The sequence below is a fragment of the Mycolicibacterium mageritense genome (genome assembly GCF_010727475.1).
GTDB classification, from domain to species: domain Bacteria; phylum Actinomycetota; class Actinomycetes; order Mycobacteriales; family Mycobacteriaceae; genus Mycobacterium; species Mycobacterium mageritense.
The window spans coordinates 432,341-449,675 of the sequence record NZ_AP022567.1 but is presented as its reverse complement, the minus strand read 5'-3'; the positions used below and the strand labels follow the sequence as shown (position 1 = coordinate 449,675).

The window sequence follows — 17,335 nt, the reverse complement described above, 5'->3', positions numbered from 1 at the left end:
TCGGGGAGGCGTAGTTACATCGGCAGGCAGTGGCAGCCATTAGGGTGAACGGGTCGAAGGGAGTGTCTGGTGACGACGGTCGAATCGGTGTGCGCCGATCCCGCGGTTGCGCCCAAGCCGTTCATTCGGTGGGCCGGGGGCAAGACTCGCCTGCTGGCGAAATTGCTACCGCACTTTCCAGCGCAGATCGCCAACTACCACGAGCCGTTCGTCGGCGGTGGGAGTGTCTTCTTGGCGGTCCGGGACCGAATCTCTGGATCGGCATACCTGAGCGACCTCAACGAGCACCTTGTGAGTGCCTGGATCGCGATGCGCGACCAACCAGAGTCTCTCGTGCCGTGGCTCGATTGGTATCGGGCCAACGATTCGAAGGACCTCTATTACCAGGTTCGAGCCGAGTCTCCCGCCGACCCCGTCGAAAAGGCAGCCCGATTCCTCTACCTCAATGCCACGTCGTGGAACCATCTGTGGAGGGAGAACTCGAAGACTGGAACCATGAATGCGCCGTGGGGAGATCGCACCTTCAAGGGATTCGATCCGGTTGTGCTGGAACAGATCAAGTGCACGCTGGAAGGGGTCGTCATCTGCCAGCGTGACTTCCGAACGGCGCTTGCGGAGGTGAAACCCGGCGACTTCGTTTACCTGGACCCACCGTACTTGCCGATCTTCACCAATGCCGACGAGACGGAGCCCACCTCGAAGTTCAACAAGTACACCGCTAAGGTGTTCGACGAATGCGACCTCGACGATCTCGTTGCAATCTGCAAAACCCTTACTGCACAAGGTGTTCAATGGGTCATGAGCAATCGTGATACCCCCGGCGTGCGTGATCTGTTTGGATTCGCCGACATGGTCACGTTCACGACACACAGGGCACTGTCGGCTCAGGTAGGGCGAACTGTCGAGGCCAAGCAGTCACCGGAGTCCATCATCATCGGGAAATTTTGATGGCTGAGCGGGAGGTCGAGGCGGTCTTCGTTGTTTACTACGGGCTGGCGGCACACAAGGCGGCATACGGCCGTGTAGTTCAGGGGAGTCGCACGTACACCAAGGACTACTTTCAGCTGAATCAAAGTGCTGAATTGCGCGAGGCTCTGCTCGCGATGTTCCCACCGCCCGCTGAGGACGATGGGTACAGTGCGATCACCTACCGTTGGCCGGGAGGACAAGCCCCAGGCTATGTAGCGATTCGATCATCAGATCGCCCTCACATGGCATGGTCCACATCGGAAGGGCCGCCCGCCCCGCTGAAGATGACGCCGGCGCCGAATTCAGCTGGGCCCCAGACGATCATGGGCGACCCCACGAGGACAGTCGAGGCGGACGCCAATGCGGAATTCGACGCGTTCACCGCAACCGGGATGTCCGCCTACATCGTCGCGGTGAAGCTTGTCGATGAACCAGCGGTCTTGCACCTGCGGGTCTACCTGCGCAATCCCATCGCGGGGCTGGAGTTCGCCGACGTTGCTCAGCTCCCGGATCCGATCCGCCAGCTAGCGCTGTCGACGAGACAGTCAGACGCATTTCAGTGGCTCGCGCTCGGTAATGAAGGGCAGCGACTGAGCCCGGAAGTGGCTGAGCTGATGGCCAAGCTCGAGGAGAACCCGAATCTTCTGCTTGTCGGGCCACCGGGAACGGGTAAAACTGTCCTGCTTGACAAGCTCGCTCGGTACATCGAAAGTCCGGGTAGCCGAGTCCTTTTCGATCCGGACAAGAACCATGACGCCTGGTCGGCCGAAGAAGCCACTGTCTCGCCCGGCAAGGTACGAACCGTGGTGTTTCACCCCAACTATTCGTACGACAACCTCGTCGTCGGTTTGTTGCCAACCCCGAACGACGCGGGCGGGGTGTCAGTACAGGCCGTCGCAGGTCCCTTGCTCAATCTCGCGCACTACGCGACCCACAATCCTCAGAGCAGGACTGTGCTCCTTCTCGATGAGTTCAATCGCGGCAACGCGGCCTCGATCCTGGGTGACATGTTGGCGCTGATGGACAAGGACAAGCGCGGGTCTGCGGCGATCGACCTCGCCTACGCCGATCTGGGTATCAGCGTGGCACCCGAGTTCACGGATGGAGGTTCGGCACAGGTTCCCAATCGGTTCACGTTGCCACCCAATCTGTGGCTGGTGGCGGCGATGAACAGCAGCGACCGGTCGGTGGCACCGTTGGACGCGGCCCTCCGTCGACGCTTCTCCATCCGAGAGGTTCCCCCCGACTACGCGGCGCTGGAGTTGCATCTCGAGGCCGCCGACGCGATGCCAGCAGCATTCGCCGAATCCGACTCGGGCTCAGAGGCCGGGTCAGATGCTGGCTCGGACCCAGACCCGCTTACCGACCCTCTGGCGCAATGGACTTCAGAAGACATTGCCCGGTTGGCGGTCGAGGTGTTGAAGGCGGTCAATCGTCGGATCACGACCGTCTTGGGCAGTGATTTCGAACTGGGACAAAGCAACTTCTGGCATGTGGAGGGCGCATCCGCACAGAAGCGTCTCGATGCGCTTGTGACTGCTTGGGATGATCGCGTCAGGCCGACCTTGCGTATGGCGTTCCAGGACAACGACGAGGCCCTCGCCGCGGTACTTCTCGCCGGGGCTGCCGACACCGCCGTGAACAACACCGTTCCACGGGTGGCGTGGTGGCGAGTCGCAGATATCTCAGTCCCGACTTACGGCCAGCCCCGACTGGTGCTGACACGGCTGGGATCACTGGACCCCAGTGACGCCCTCACCGAACTGCTCAGACAAGCAAACCCCTAGTGGTTGACTCCACCTTCATCGTCACGGAGTGGGAACCCACCGACTTACCGCAGCCGGTTGCCGCGCTGGCCCGGACCGCCATCGCAGACCTCAAAGACGTTCTGCAACCACGAATCTCGCAGATCAAATCCCAACCTGGAGGCGTGACCACGATCCGCAACCTTTTGGGTTCGGTTCGGCTGCCCTCCGGCGACGCGCTACATGTCCAACCACGCCACGACGTCGATGACCGATGGGCAGAATCGATCGCACAGCTTCTGGATGAGGGTACCCGCATCGCAGTCTCGGGACATCAACGCTCGAGTCAGAACCCGCGCCGCAATGACCTCGTCACCGCCGTTGCTGCCGAGTACGCCAACCGGCTCGATGCTGCACTACGGCGCGTCGGCCCGATCGAGGCGTACAGACGTGAACAGCGCATCTCCAGCAGGCTCAGCGGACACCTCCGAGTGTCGCAATGGCTGCGCACGGTAACGCTGAATCCGGCGGTTTTCCCGATCGAGTACGACAGCTTCACCACCTCGAACGATTTCAGCATCGCCTTGGCGAAAGTTGCCTGGGTGCTGGCGATCTCGTCCAGGAACGGGCGAGTGTCCTCACGGCTACGGGCGTTGGAGCGTCAACTGTTGCCGGGACAACCGCCGGCAACCGTGATCAATCCGGCGATCGCGAGTCGTCCGTTGCCGCCACAATGGTCCGCCTTCCGCCCTGCTTGGGACATCGCCGCGGCAGTCCTGCGGAACAGGTCCGTGGTGGGCGATCCTGGCTCTGTGGCCGGCCTTGAAGTCGCAGTCGAGCCTTGGCCGCTGTTGGAGGTGCTGCTGCAACGCACACTGCGATCATTCGCTCAACAAAGCAACGGCGAGTACGAGCTCGTCCCGAAGCGTCACTACCAACTCCTCACCCAAGCCGAGGGCATTGTCCAATCCGTCGAACCAGACGGGTTGCTCGCCCGGAATTCCGTACCGGCGGTTTCCTTTGAGGCGAAATACACCACGTGGACGTGCCCGCCGCACCGCAGCCACGTGTTCCAGACACTAACGACCGCGGCGTCATTGAACACCCCCACCGCCGTTTTGGTCTACCCGGGTGATGACCCGCTGAGGCTCTACACCGTAAAAGGCTTCGCCGGTCGCCCGAGTCGTCTGGCGACCCTGGGCTTATCCATGTTCACCTACACCCGCGGAACGGGCGATGTCCAGCGTGGTCAACAGGTGGCCGCACTGCTCGATCAGGTCGTCCAAGCTACTGCGCCCAGCGACTAAGGAGGGCCCCTCTCCGTGCCCGGGGGAGATTCCTCTGCGACTTGCGTGGCAGTATTCGGTCCTGCTAGGCGCGGCGGGTTCGCGGTCCGGGGCCGTGTTCCACCAAACGAATCTCCGCAGCACCGTCCTGCCCAGTCGCTTCCCGCAAGGTGACCATCCGATAATACTTGAGCAGTTTGGCCAACTTGGCGGGACTGTCGGAGTGCCCCGTCACAATGGCGGCTATGAGTTCCCTGCGGTTGGTCTTCAACCCATTGTCGTTGGCCACTTCAACCAATCGGTCGAGCATGTTGTCGACGGCTATTGGCCACCGCAAACCCGGCTGCTTATCCCGGCTCTCGCAGAGCTTTTCCCCAGGTGAGCCGGTGTGTCGGTATCGCTGAGTCATAGCCATCACCTAACATCTATTATATGTCTGTCATATGTGTGCACGACGACCGGCCAACCGTCTTCCGCTCTCGCGGCGTCGACTTCGCCAGGAGTTGAGCATGGCAGACGGTGGGGTCGTGCTCAACTGGCCTAACAAGGACAAGGCGCTCCTGGCCCGCGGAGAGCGCGACTACGAGTGGAGCGACGACGGGCCCTCGCCTAAGCCGCTCGAGGTGGTCTCATCGATCGGTCGACTCAGCCTGCGCCCGAACCTGGTGGTGTGTGGGGACGGGCTGGATGCGCTGAGTGCGATGTCGACGGCCTCTGCACTGAAACCGGGCACGGTCCGCCTGGTGTATATTGACCCCCCCTTCAATACCGGACGTGCTTTCGGCGACTACGAGGACTCGCTCGACAGCGCAACGTGGTTGTCACTGCTGCGAGACCGGCTGGCCGCGGTCAAACCGTATCTTGCCGCCGACGCGAGCGTCTGGGTCCACCTTGATGACAGCGAAAACCACCGTGCACGTTGCGTTCTCGACGAGGTATTCGGTAGCGGAGCGTTCGTGACCAACATCGTATGGCAGAAGCGAACCACCCGAGAATCACGCTCGGCGTTCTCCAACAACCATGACCACCTCATGGTGTACGCCCCCTCAGGCCCACAGTCGTGGAAGAAGCGCCGAAATCTGTTAACCAAGGATGCTTCCCAGCTGCAGAACCGCGATCAAGACCCGCGCGGCCCGTGGGCCGACGCGCCCTTTACGGCTCCGGGCTATCGAGCCAATCAGCAATATGAAATCGTCAATCCTTCTGGGCGAGTGCTACATCCGCCTCGTGGACGCAGTTGGTATGCCACCGAGGAGACTTACCTGCAGCTGCTCGGTGAGGACAGGATCTGGTTCCCACGTAACGGCGCGGGCAACCCCCGCCTGAAGCTGTTCGCACATCAGATCCGTGGCCTCGTGCCCTTCTCGGTATGGGGTGCGGCCGAGACTGGCACCAACGACGACGCCAAGCGTCATCTGCAAACCCTGTTCCCGGACGCCGGAAGTGTATTTGCCACCCCGAAGCCCGAAGAACTGCTAGAGCGGATCATCCATATCAGCACGGATCCCGGCGAACTGGTGATGGACCTGTTTTCAGGCTCGGGAACCACCGCTGCCGCGGCGCACAAAATGGGGCGACGCTGGATTGCCGTGGAGCGATCCATCGCCACGACGCAGACCACCCTGATCCGGCGGCTGGCCGCAGTGGTCAACGGCGAGGACCCGGGCGGGATCACCGCGCAGTACGGCTGGATCGGTGGAGGTGGGTTTGATGTCATGCAGGCTAAGCCAGGGCTCGGTCGGGTACGCACGGTGCGAGTTCCGGGAACTATCACGTCCCGCAGGTCCTCGACACTCGCCACGGTGAGCGCTAACGCCGATCAGAACGCCGTGTAGCCGCCGACCTTCCGCGGGGTTGCTCGTAGCGGGACCATCGGTGCGCCGCTGGCGTCCTGGCGGACACCACTGAGGTCCCCCGAAAGAAGCTGTCGGAACAACGTGGATCACGACGCCACCGGGGCGGCTCGGCGCAGGCTTCGGCAACGCCGAAACCTCCTGGTCTGCGGGCAAGTCCCGGCACGCGGCTGCGCGCGTGCGGCGCCATCGACGCGGGGTTGGTGGACGCGAATCCCCAGGCCATGGTCCGTGGCTGCTGCGGCGGTTCTTACCACTGGCATTGGCGGTTTCGCCTGGTGTGCGATACCTGGGCAGCAACGGGGCTTTCCGGCGGGCTGCCCCTCGGTGTCGGGGTGATGTCACATACTGAAATCTGCGCGACTGGTGTGTGAGCTGTATGCGATGGGATTTGGCATGCCCTCCGGGTGGGAAAGGACATCACTGGTGATTGAACGTGTTCGGATCGCGGGGTATCGCAAGCTCCGCGCATTGGAGTTCGCGCCCCATCAGCGCTTGAACATTCTCGTTGGCGATAACGATGCGGGCAAGTCGACATTGCTGGAGGCCATCACCCTGGCGCTGACGGGCCGGGTCAACGGCCGGTTGGCAAGCGATGAGATCAACCCGTTCTGGTTCAACGCAGCAATGATCACGGAATTCTTCGACGCTCGAGCGCGCGGTGAGACGCCAGCACCGCCGACGATCGAGATCGAGGTATTCTTGCACAACCGCGAAGAGTTCGCGCGAAATCTGTTCGGCGCACACAATTCTGAGAATCCCGCACGGTCTTGCGCCGGGGTGAGACTGCGCGTAGAGCCTGACCCAGATTACGGCGACGAGATCGAGAGATACCTATCGGACAGGCAGGAGAACAGTGGCGGGCCGGCGGCGCTGCCGGTGGAGTACTACCGGGTCGATTGGCGGACGTTCTCCGGCAAGGTTCTGATTGCGCGACCAAAGGAGCTGACGACCGCGATCATCGACTCCCGCACCATTCGGGCCAGCGGCGGGATGGACTTCCACTTCAAGCAGATCCTCAACGACCATCTTGATCCCACAGATAAGGCTGCGGTATCGCTGGCGGTGCGGGCCACCCGGGACGAGGTGTCCTCGCCCCATCTGCAGACGGTTAACGACAAGATGGCCGATCTGACCGGCCCGTTGGACGATCAGCCACTGAAGCTCGCGTTAGACCAAACCGGCCGTGGTGCATGGGATTCCAACGTGATACCCCATGTCAGCGACGTGCCATTCAGCCTGTCGGGACAGGGGCAACAGGCGTCTATCAAGATCGCGCTGGCGATGGGGCGCAAGGCTTCAGAGGCCCAGACGGTGATGATCGAAGAGCCCGAGAACCACCTTTCGCACACCAACCTGAACAAGCTGCTCGCGCGTATCGACGATCTGGCTGGCGAGGAGCAACAGCTGCTCGTCACCACCCATAGCGCGTACGTGCTGAACCGAATCGGCTTGGATGGGTTGCAGCTGGTTGGTGACAACGGTGTGTTCACGCTCCTGGACCTTGATGACGACACGGTCACCTACTTCAAGAAGCTGCCCGGCTACGACACCTTGCGGATGGCGCTTGCGGCGCGACTCATATTGGTGGAGGGCCCGTCCGATGAGCTCGTCGTCGAACGGTTCTACCGGGACACCCACGATGGCCGCCGCCCGATTGACGACGGAATCGACGTGATCAGCATGCGGGCTCTGTCGCTGAAACACTGCCTGCGGCTGGTCAGAGCTCTGAGGAAACAATGTGCGGTTCTGCGCGATAACGACGACAGAGACCAAGCTGGGCTCCGAGTCGAGCTTGCCGACTACCTTGGGGACGGCCGAGGCTTGTTCATGGGTGCAGCCGGTGAGGGCAAGACGCTCGAACCGCAGCTCGTTTATGCAAACGACGAACCGACGTTACGTGCGGTGCTGGGTATCACCGAACGGGCTGATCTGGCGACATGGATGGAGAACAACAAGACCGAAGGTGCACTGCGAATACTGGAGAGCCCCAAGATGATTAAAGCCCCCAGCTACATCCGAGATGCGATTGCCTTCCTCGATGCCCCAGCCGAATAATCGGTTGACCCTGGCGGTGGCCGGGTCACGCAAAACGCAAGGGTTGGTAGAGGCGTGCAAGGAAGCCGATCCCGCCGAGCGAATCCTGGTGCTGACCTACACAAGAAACAACCAGGCTGAGCTGTCGACCCGGTTAGCGGCATACGCCGGCGACCATCCCCACATCGATGTTGCCGGTTGGTTTTCCTTCCTGCTACACCACTTCGTCGGGCCATTCCTCCCGTTGCTGTACCCGGGTGCCCGTGTGGAGGGCTTCGACTTCGGCAGCCCGCCGCAGAGGTATGCGGCCAACGATCGATGGCAGCGCTACTTCAACGAACACAGTGAAGCCAGACGTGTTCACCTGCCGCAGTTGGCGGTGCGCACCAACGAGGCCGGCGCAGGGGTATGCATTCAGCGACTCGAACGCATCTACGACCGCATCATGATCGACGAGGTCCAGGACCTATCAGGCTACGACCTGGAGATCCTGAAACTGCTTATCGCATCGGGTATTACCGTGGAAATGGTCGGTGATGTCCGGCAGGCCATCATGGTGACCAACGAACGCGAACTCAAGAACAAGAAGTACATGTTCATGAGTATCTGGAACTGGTTCCGTGAGCAAGAGAAAACCGGACGAATCACGATCGAGTATCGGTGTGAAACTTGGCGGTGCGGGCCGGAAATCGCGGCGTTCGCGGACAGCTTGTTTGCCACGCACTGGGAATTCTCACCTACCGCATCCCGCAATGCTGAGCGCACCGGTCACGACGGTATATTCCTTGTTGCCCCACAAGACGTCGATGCCTATTATGACCAGTTTCACCCACTTGTGCTGCGCCACAGCAGGACCAGCGGTGCGCAGTACGATCACCTCGCCCCAATGAATATTGGTGACGCGAAAGGGCTTGATCGGCAACGTGTTCTGATTTGCCCGACCAGTCCGGTACGCAAGTTCCTCACCGATGGAATATCGTTGGATGACCGACAGGCCGCCCGCCTCTATGTTGCGGTTACGCGCGCCCGGTTTAGCGTCGCGTTCATCATGAGCCCGATTGAGGGCAGCGGTATTCCGGGCTGGGTTCCGTGACAGTGATGCGGTCAGTACTTGACTGCCACCGGAGTTGTAATGGTCTCGCCTTCACGGTCGGCGCCGGGTGGCGTTCAGTCTGTCGATTTCACCGTGCAGGGTGGCGATGGTGCGGTCGCGTTCCCGCAGTGCGGATCTGAGTTCGGCGATCTGTTCCTCCTTGGTGATCAGCCGTGACCTTAGAGCTGCTACCAGGCCCGATTCGCCGCTGGCGGCGGCGGTCGGTGGTGTGTCGGTGTCGACCGCGCTCAGCCGTTCGTGCGCCTTGATCATGGCCAGCAGTTCCGGGCGGCGGTGGATGCTGGGTCGCGTGACCTTCGCCCGCCGCGCCACACTGCTGACGGTAATGGCCGCCTTCTCGCGCCGCATGGCCTTCAGCGTCTTCTCTATGCGGGCGGTAACGGCGTCACGGCGTCGGCGTGTGTGGGCTGCCAGCGCCTGCCGGGACGCCTCGGTGACCGGGCTCACGAGTCCGTTTGCGGGTCGGCCTTGCGCAACACTGAGTCGTGGGCCCCGCGGGTCACGATGACTTGCAAGGGAAGACGTTTGGCGGTGCCGGCACCGGTGATCGCCGTGTTGTGGGCCGATGCCTGCTCATCGAGTCGTTGAAGGATTGATTCCAGGGAGTTCAGCTCGCGCAGCCGCTCGCGGATCCAGACATTGTCGTCGGTGAGTTCTCTGCCGGTGCGGTCACGGTATTGCTGCCGGCGGGTCTGGAGCAGCGCCGTGGTCTTGGCGTGTTGATCGCGTAACTCGTCGATATGGGTGACGTCAGTGGCGAAATGCCCGCACGGCAGGCACGCGTTGCCCTTGTCGCAGGTCTTCAGCGGCGGTAGTAGACATACCCCGTTGGGCAGCACTCGGTCGGTGCGCTGCGACAACTGGGTCATGTCGAGAATGTCGGATGGGCTGATAGCGATCTCGACTCCGTGGGCGCCGATCTTCTTGTGCTTGAGGAATTCCGCTTCGGCGGTAGCCGCCAGGGTTGCGGCATAACGCAGGGTCATCTCCGGGCTCTTGTGCCCGAGATAGCGCTGCACCACGTGGATGGGCACGCCGTCATTGAGTAGTTCGGTGGCCCTGGTGTGGCGCAGGCGGTGGGTTTGGGTAAACCGCAACGCATTGCCGGCCGCGTCGGTCAACCCGTGCAGCTTGTCGAGTTTTCCTAGAGCCGCGTTGTAGGTGGCGTACGGCCGGGGGCGCCGCCCGGCCAGGTTCTGCTTGATGCCGATGAACAAGTACTTCGGTGACAAGTTCGGGAAGATCGCGGCGAGCCAGCGTTGCTGTTCGGTGATCACATTGACCACCGCCTGCTCGACCAGGATCGTGGGTACAACCCCGTCGACCTTGGTCTGCTGATAGCGCAGTTTCGCCACGAAGGCATCGGGGTCGTCGCTGTCGGTAGGGCGTTCGGCACCCGGGATTGTTTGCAGGGGTTGGTGGTCAAGCATCAAGATCTCCGAGGCTCGGCGCCCGGTCAGTGCCTGCAGCAGCCAAATCCGTGCGGCCTGCGGGTCACCGAGGCCTTTGATCAGCGACACCTTCCCGTCGGGATGGGTGACGGCCACCAGCGCGGTGCGCTCAGCGGCGAGCACATCGAGGTAGGCCAGCATCTGCTGCAACTCCCCGGTCGAATACCAGGTCAGCTCCCGGGTGCGATTGGCGCGGCGGGTCCGAAACGCCGGTCCCCACAACCGAGTGTGTGCATCGGTGAGATCCATCCAGCGTGGCTCCGCGGCGGCGGCAGCGGCTTCGGGGGCATGGTCGACCATGAACGTATAGAACACCTGGATTTGGGACTGAGTGGCGTCAATGGCGCTCGGTGTCAGCGGCTTGTCTGGGTTGGCGGCAGCGGCCGGGGACCGCAAGTATTCGGTGAAGGCGGTGAAGATCAGCCGCAGCTGGGCGGGGTCCTCGGCCAGGACCGGGTCGGTGTATCCCCGTTCGGTGACGAACACCCCGAAATGACGTGCAATGTCGCGGGCACGTTCGACCGCTGAAGACCACCGCAGCAATTCGGCGTCCAGGGCGGTGCGCAGCCAGAACCGGACCCCTTCACGCAACCAGGGCGGGCTGATCGCGCCGATCCGCAGGGGCTGTTCGTGGCAGGGTTCGTGCTCACGTTGAGGGATGCGGGGATCGGCGTGCAAATCCCACACATCGTGGGCCCACCAGTCGGTGTCGGTCGTGCGCACCGACAGGTAAAGGTGCAGATGCTCGATCAGGTGGGTGACGTTGCGCCGCGCCCCCGGTGACGGTAGGCGCCCATTGCGAGTCTCGAAGACCTTAACGGCGTGGCGCACGATCGCCGCCGAGGACAACTGGGTGATACTGGCCGGCAACCGGCCGACCCGGGCACGGTAATCAGCCGCCGCGCTGGCCAGCGCCTGGCCGGCCCACCTGAGCACCGATGGTTCGATCTTGCGCAGTCCCTCGTGGTGACACAACCACACCCACCACGCAACCTCCTGGGCGAACCGTGGCGGCGCACCAGCGGGACTGAAATCGTGCTCGGCCGATCCACGGTGCTGCCGCAGGTAGTAGCTGTTCTGCTGGAACACCGTGCACGCCGGGGCGGTGTCGATGCGATAGACCGGCTTCCGCCACGGTTCGGGCACCTGCTCCCAGACGGTCTCCCACGACGGTGCCCGTGTCGCAGAGCGGGGATGGGCGTCATGGTGGCGCATCGTGGAGGCCCTTCCACCCGGCGACATAATTCTTCCAGCCCGCCAATGACCGCATCTCGGCGTCGGCGGTGACCCAGCCGTAGATCGACAGTGTGGTCTGGACGTCGGCGTGACCGAGGCGACGCATCACCACATGCTCGGGCACCCCGGCCAGCAGCAACGCGGTGGCATGGGTGTGGCGCAGCCAGTGCGGAGTCCAGTCCGGTGGCAGGCTGGGCTGAGCCCGCTTGATGCCACGGACCTTCTCGTAGACGGTTTCGGGTCGCATCGCTGCGAACCGGGGCCGGCCGCTGACGTTGACGAACACGAAGTGGTTGGCCAGGTCAGGCACCGTGACGTCGGCGGCCATCGCCACAAGCTGCCAGACATACTCCGAATACAACGCCTCCAAGTCATCGCCGACATAGATCCGCCGCGGCCCGGTCTTGACGCGTACCCCATGCGGATGGTCTTGGCGGTCGACAATTTCGATGAACGGTGTCGCCCCAGCACCGATATGAAAATCCGTATGTCGCAAGGACAATGCCTCACCCAACCGCATTCCGGTCTCGGCGAGCACCGCGAACAACAGTCGGTTGCGCACTCCCGCCGGGCCGCCGCTCCACTGCCCGTCCCGCTGCACCGCGCACGTATCCAGGATCGTATTGACATGCTGGGGAGTCAGCACCGGCGTGGTCGCAGTTCGATGATCGCGCAGCCGATAGACCGGATGCTCGCTCCGCCGGCGAGGCCCGACACCGTCGAGAAAACCGACATAGCGCCGGTACCGCCGCCAACTGCCCCGCGAGGTAAATAGCCGCCGATAAGGTGTCTCGGTGTGATGGGCGTCGGCGTGAAAACGGTACATCGACAACACCGCCGCCGCCCGCGGCTGCAGCGACGACGCGGCGAGACGTGTCTGCGGCGGCCCGATACGGGCCGCCCCGGGCAGATCCCCGGTCCGCAGAAACTGCAGAAACTGCCCAAACAGGGTGGTGGGGAAGTCATCCCAGCGATAGCCGCAGTGGTCGAGCACCGTGAACCAGTCCGCGATCCCGGCCGCGTAGGCCTTCACGGTGTTCGGCGAAGCCCCCCCGTCGCGTAGGAATCGCAGGTATTCCGCAGCCGGAGCGATCGGCAACCCGTCGGTGTCCACCACGGTGAAAGTGTCGGGCTCATCCCCGAAACTGACCCGCTGCGCCCGCGCCACCGTCGTGCCCTAGCCGCGCCGCCGGCCCACCGGTAACACCACCACATTGCTGTGCGTACCGGTAACCGGGGTGGCCTCGACGGCATGGCCCCCGACCACGCCGTCGGTTCCATTGCGCTGGCCAGCCATGAAGTCCTCCAGCAGGTCCTGCGGCCACATCAGGTCATAGGGCGCCAGCATCGCCGCCGAGCGGGCCGAGAACGCGATCTCCAGCCATCGGCCGATCAACAGCGGCCGCTCGACCTCACGGTCATTCCAGCCCGGTTCTACACGGCCCCAGGTGGTGTCGGTTTCGGGGTTCACCCGGGTGTAGAGCTGGCGGCGCAACGCCTCGAACCGATCAGTGCTCAACAACTGTGAAGTGTGCAGATGTTTGAGCAACGCGCCCAACGAGATCCCCCACCTAGCCTTGACTGGCAGTAACTCGGCCAGCGACGGCGCACGCGGCACCTCACCAGCCAACACCGCGGCCGGCGCCAACAACTCTGAGGCGAACGCCGAGGCTTGTTCCTCGCGTTCATCGGTGACGCTGCCCGACGCGTGCAACACCAAATGCCCCACCTCGTGCGCCAACGTCCAGCGGGTCCGCTCCCACGAACTGGACTGCCGGATGACGATCAACGGCCTGGTATTGAACTCGCCGACCCGCACCGAATACCCCAGGTGCTTGTCTAGCTTGCCAGTGGAATCCTCATCGCCGAGCACCCGCCGCGAAGACGACGTCAACCACCGCCGCACCACGACCGCCGCACCGCTGCGCTCGATCTCATGAGTCAAGAAGTCGATCGGCACATCTGAGTCCAAAGCCCAAGCCCGGCGGACCATCTCGGCGGCCTGCACCGTCGGGGTATCGGCCGACAGCACCGGAAGCCGCAGCGGCGGCAACTGGGCACGGCGATCGAGTTCGTCGAGGAACTCCCCGGCCAACGCCGCGAACTGAGCGAGGTACTCCCGCTCCGCAGCGGTGATCGAACGCGGAGCCCGGAACAACAGCTGCGAGACATGCACCCGTGACGTGGGAGCGGTGGTGAAGAACTTCGCCGGAAACCGCAATACCTCAACCAGCCGCTCCAAGTCCTCGGCCGGCAACGATGCCGTCATCGACTTCTCCAACCGGTTGAGCCGGGAATGCTTCCAGCCCAACGCTTCCCGTACAGCCTCCACTGTCATTGCCCGCATCACCCGGGCCTGATTAATCCGCAAGCCGTACACGTCCACGGTCGTTTCCATCATCGCAGCCACGATTCAACACCGACCCCACGACACCGATCACCCCGGCCGCCGGCGCACGTCAACCCCGCAGCTACGCCGGTTCGCCGGGATCGGTGGTACCAGACCCCCGCACGGGCGGTTCGAGCTCCCCGAAGTCGTTGGCCGGCCTGGCGACCCGCCTCGGCAACGACAACAACGGCGACTCCGTTACCGGCGGCAACGGCGCCGTCGCGAGGATCTGCACCCGCGACGCGCTGTCCACATCGACCACCGCCGCCAACACCGCCTCCTCCAAGCCCATCATGTCTTCGGTGGGCCACCACAGCGAAAATACGTCGTGATCGCCCGCTGGCGTCTTCAACGGAGCCGCAAACACCTCCGCGCCCAGTCCCTCGTCGAGAGCCATCTGCTTGCCCGGCTCGGAAGCCACCCGAATTAGCCGCTGCCCACCCCCGCCCGGCAGCACCACCACACGAACACGCTCCCCGTGCAACATCTTCGACGGCCACCGGCGCACCCGCAGATCCATACCCCGCCCATTGGAAATCTGCACCGACAAACCATTTCCACGCGAGGTCAACAACGAATCCCCCGCAATCGCCCCACGCTGCTCGCGCATATGCAACACCATCGACCGCACATCGGTACAGAACGCCTGGCCATGAAGGTCGCGCGGATCCTCTACCCACGGCTTCCACATCCCCGACACCCGCGGAATCGCCCGCTCCAAGTCGTAACGCAGCGTCGCCAACGACGGCCGATGATCGGAAACCACCCAATCGAGCCACCCCTGTAGGTTCATGTGGCGAATTTCGCACAGAAAAACAGTCTAGGCAAGCAACACGCCCAGCGTGCCGCTCGTGGAATTCTCCTTCCCGTCTCACTATCTAAGGATACATGTATCGGACGATAAACACGCAGATAGACGTGCTGTGTATCAAATTTTATTTCGTCAAATTACAGATAACTGGAGACTTCCGGCTCCTCGCCGTCACGTCGATGCTGCTGATCTTCGTGGTCATCGCACTGATGTTGCGCAGCCCCGTGGCGGCCCTCGTGGTGCTGGCCACCGTGGTGGCGTCCTATGCGTCGGCACTGGGGGCATCACATGCGTTGTGGCGCTACGTGTTCGGCCACGACCTGCACTGGGCCGTACCGTCGATGTCCTTCATCGCGCTGGTGGCCGTCGGCGCCGACTACAACCTGCTGCTCGCGGCGCGGTTGCGGGAGGAATCCGTGGCCGGGCTCCACACCGGGATGATCCGTACGTTCGCGGGGACCGGCGGCGTGGTGACGGCCGCCGGTGTGGTGTTCGGGCTGACGATGTTCGCGATGTTCAGCGCCGACCTCATCACCATCGCGCAAGTCGGGTCGACGATCGGCATCGGGTTGTTGATCGACACCTTCGTCGTTCGCGCCGCGATCGTCCCTGCGATCGCGGCGCTACTGGGCCGCTGGTTCTGGTGGCCTCACCTGTGGGTGGCCAAGCGCCGCGAGGGTGCCGGGTTCTCCAGCATTTCTGCTGGTTTAGTTCTGTTCCAGACGCTGTGACGAACGTGCAGCATTTCGGGGCGCATTCGCGGCGTCGGCTGAAAAGGATGCACGCTCGCCACAGCATTCAGAAGACCTCATGCCGAGGCCGGACACCTACGTTCGGCCAACGAGCACGGATGACGGGTACGTCGGCATTCCTCCCTGGCAACGGATTCACCACAATGTTGAAGATTGCGGTCAGTATTGAGCCGCAATCTTCAAGTTAGATGATTGTGCGCTTGAGCTGCCCGATCGATGCATCGCCAGCGTGCGCAAAATGCTGCTACCCCTCGAAGCCGTGGTAGTGCATCACGTGCTTGATCCGGGTGTAGTCCTCCAAGCCGTACATCGACAGATCCTTGCCGTAGCCGGAATGCTTGAAGCCACCGTGCGGCATCTCGGCGACGAGCGGGATGTGGGTGTTGATCCACACGCAGCCGAAGTCCAGACGTGCCGACATGCGCGCGGCGGTGTCGACGTTGCGGGTCCACACCGACGACGCCAGGCCGTACTCGGTGCCGTTGGCGAAGCCGAGCGCCTCCTCCTCGGTGCTGAATCGCTGCGCGGTGACGACCGGCCCGAAGATCTCGGTCTGGATCAGCTCGTCGTCCTGGCGCAGGTCGGCGATCAGGGTCGGCTCGAAGAAGAACCCGGCGCCTTCCTTCTGCTTGCCACCGGCGAGGATTCGGGCGTGCTCGGGTGCGCGGGACACCAGGCCGGACACGTGGGCCAGCTGGTTGGGGTTGTTGATCGGGCCGAACAGGATGTCCTCGTCGTCGGGATCGAAACCGGTCTTGGTCGCGGCAACCGATTCGGTCATAGCGGCTAGGAACTCGTCGTAGATGCCGTCCTGGATGATCATGCGGGTGGCTGCCGTGCAGTCCTGGCCCGCGTTGAAATAGCCTGCGGCCGTGATGCCCTCGACGACCGCCGAAATGTCGGCGTCGTCGAACACCACGACCGGGGCCTTGCCGCCGAGCTCGAGGTGGGCGCGCTTGAGATCCTTGGCGGCGCTCGCGGCCACCGCGATGCCCGCGCGCGTCGAGCCGGTGATCGACACGAGTTGCGGTACCGGATGGGCGACCAGCGCTGCGCCGGTGTCGCGGTCACCGCACACCAGGTTGCACACGCCGGGCGGGAAGATCTCCTGCATCTTCTCGACCATCCAGTACGACGACGCCGGGGTGGTGTCCGACGGCTTGAGCACCACGGTGCAACCCGCGGCCAGCGCCGGGGCGAACTTCCACACCGACATCATCATCGGGTAGTTCCACGGCGCCACCTGGGCCACCGGCCCGACCGGTTCCCGGCGGATCGACGACGTGTGGCCCCGCATGTACTCGCCCTGCGAGCGGCCCTCCAGAACCCGTGCGGCACCGGCGAAGAAGCGGATCTGATCCAGCATCGGCGGGATCTCCTCCGACGCCGTGAGCGACACCGGCTTGCCGGTGTTCTCGCATTCGATCGCGATCAGCTCGTCGGCGTTCTCCTCGATGACATCGGCGAGTTTGAGCAGCGCCCGCTGCCGTTCACTGGGTGTCGACCACCGCCAGCTCTCGAACGCCTTGCCGGCGGCCTGGAACGCCTGATCGACGTCAGCGGCCGAGGAATTGGGTGCCGAGGCGAACACCTCGCCGGTCGACGGGTTGACGATGTCCATCATCTCGCCGTCGGATGCGGCCTGTACCTCGCCGTTGATGATGTTGTGGATGATCTTCTTGTCTACCATCT

13 protein-coding genes and 1 pseudogene are annotated in these 17,335 nt (G+C 63.2%); 7 read left to right on the top strand and 7 right to left on the bottom strand.

The window, feature by feature from the left end; genetic code table 11:
- Window positions 1–69 precede the first annotated feature (69 nt).
- The 3 genes from G6N67_RS02145 to G6N67_RS02135 are packed head-to-tail and all read left to right on the top strand — an operon-like array spanning window position 70 to window position 4,021.
- The gene (locus G6N67_RS02145; RefSeq protein ID WP_036437658.1) at window positions 70–948 is read left to right on the top strand and encodes a DNA adenine methylase; all 879 of its coding nucleotides are present in this window, start codon (window positions 70–72) and stop codon (window positions 946–948) included.
- Entirely contained in the window at window positions 948–2,756 is a 1,809-nt protein-coding gene (locus tag G6N67_RS02140; RefSeq protein WP_081812716.1) for an McrB family protein, read from the top strand. The genes G6N67_RS02145 and G6N67_RS02140 overlap by 1 nt, the downstream gene beginning before the upstream one ends.
- Window positions 2,756–4,021, top strand: coding sequence for a 5-methylcytosine restriction system specificity protein McrC (locus G6N67_RS02135; RefSeq protein ID WP_036437654.1), 1,266 nt, complete (start codon window positions 2,756–2,758; stop codon window positions 4,019–4,021). The genes G6N67_RS02140 and G6N67_RS02135 overlap by 1 nt, the downstream gene beginning before the upstream one ends.
- A gap of 64 nt (window positions 4,022–4,085) precedes the next feature.
- On the opposite strand, the gene G6N67_RS02130 is transcribed toward G6N67_RS02135, so the two are convergent.
- Complete coding sequence (locus G6N67_RS02130; protein ID WP_063835174.1) at window positions 4,086–4,409, bottom strand: hypothetical protein; 324 nt, start codon at window positions 4,407–4,409, stop codon at window positions 4,086–4,088.
- Between the two features lie 100 nt (window positions 4,410–4,509).
- Between G6N67_RS02130 and G6N67_RS02125 the strand changes: the two genes are divergently transcribed.
- The 3 genes from G6N67_RS02125 to G6N67_RS02115 all read left to right on the top strand — a co-directional run bounded on the left by G6N67_RS02125 (window position 4,510) and on the right by G6N67_RS02115 (window position 8,983).
- Window positions 4,510–5,835, top strand: a complete 1,326-nt coding sequence (locus G6N67_RS02125; protein ID WP_051579029.1) for a site-specific DNA-methyltransferase — start codon at window positions 4,510–4,512, stop codon at window positions 5,833–5,835.
- A 444-nt stretch (window positions 5,836–6,279) separates the two neighbouring features.
- Entirely contained in the window at window positions 6,280–7,911 is a 1,632-nt protein-coding gene (locus G6N67_RS02120; protein WP_036437651.1) for an ATP-dependent nuclease, read from the top strand.
- The gene (locus tag G6N67_RS02115; RefSeq protein ID WP_036437649.1) at window positions 7,895–8,983 is read left to right on the top strand and encodes a UvrD-helicase domain-containing protein; all 1,089 of its coding nucleotides are present in this window, start codon (window positions 7,895–7,897) and stop codon (window positions 8,981–8,983) included. The genes G6N67_RS02120 and G6N67_RS02115 overlap by 17 nt, the downstream gene beginning before the upstream one ends.
- Before the next feature lie 51 nt (window positions 8,984–9,034).
- Here G6N67_RS02115 and G6N67_RS02110 read toward each other — a convergent pair whose 3' ends face one another.
- The 5 genes from G6N67_RS02110 to G6N67_RS02090 form a co-directional block, all read right to left on the bottom strand.
- The gene (locus G6N67_RS02110) at window positions 9,035–9,451 is read right to left on the bottom strand and encodes a hypothetical protein (RefSeq protein ID WP_036437647.1); all 417 of its coding nucleotides are present in this window, start codon (window positions 9,449–9,451) and stop codon (window positions 9,035–9,037) included.
- Complete coding sequence (locus G6N67_RS02105) at window positions 9,448–11,670, bottom strand: tyrosine-type recombinase/integrase (RefSeq protein ID WP_036437646.1); 2,223 nt, start codon at window positions 11,668–11,670, stop codon at window positions 9,448–9,450. The genes G6N67_RS02110 and G6N67_RS02105 overlap by 4 nt, the downstream gene beginning before the upstream one ends.
- The gene (locus tag G6N67_RS02100; protein ID WP_036437645.1) at window positions 11,657–12,859 is read right to left on the bottom strand and encodes a tyrosine-type recombinase/integrase; all 1,203 of its coding nucleotides are present in this window, start codon (window positions 12,857–12,859) and stop codon (window positions 11,657–11,659) included. Before G6N67_RS02100 ends, G6N67_RS02105 begins: the two co-directional genes overlap by 14 nt.
- A gap of 9 nt (window positions 12,860–12,868) precedes the next feature.
- Entirely contained in the window at window positions 12,869–14,092 is a 1,224-nt protein-coding gene (locus G6N67_RS02095) for an ImmA/IrrE family metallo-endopeptidase (RefSeq protein WP_235684103.1), read from the bottom strand.
- Between the two features lie 70 nt (window positions 14,093–14,162).
- Window positions 14,163–14,822 (bottom strand): hypothetical protein, encoded by a 660-nt coding sequence (locus tag G6N67_RS02090; RefSeq protein WP_235684102.1) that lies wholly within the window; start codon window positions 14,820–14,822, stop codon window positions 14,163–14,165.
- Between the two features lie 212 nt (window positions 14,823–15,034).
- On the opposite strand from G6N67_RS02090, the pseudogene G6N67_RS02085 reads away from it, so the two are divergent.
- Window positions 15,035–15,622, top strand: a pseudogene (locus G6N67_RS02085) (MMPL family transporter); the annotation flags it as partial.
- Between the two features lie 265 nt (window positions 15,623–15,887).
- On the opposite strand, the gene G6N67_RS02080 reads toward G6N67_RS02085, so the two are convergent.
- The gene (locus G6N67_RS02080; RefSeq protein WP_163642096.1) at window positions 15,888–17,333 is read right to left on the bottom strand and encodes a gamma-aminobutyraldehyde dehydrogenase; all 1,446 of its coding nucleotides are present in this window, start codon (window positions 17,331–17,333) and stop codon (window positions 15,888–15,890) included.
- Window positions 17,334–17,335 lie beyond the last annotated feature (2 nt).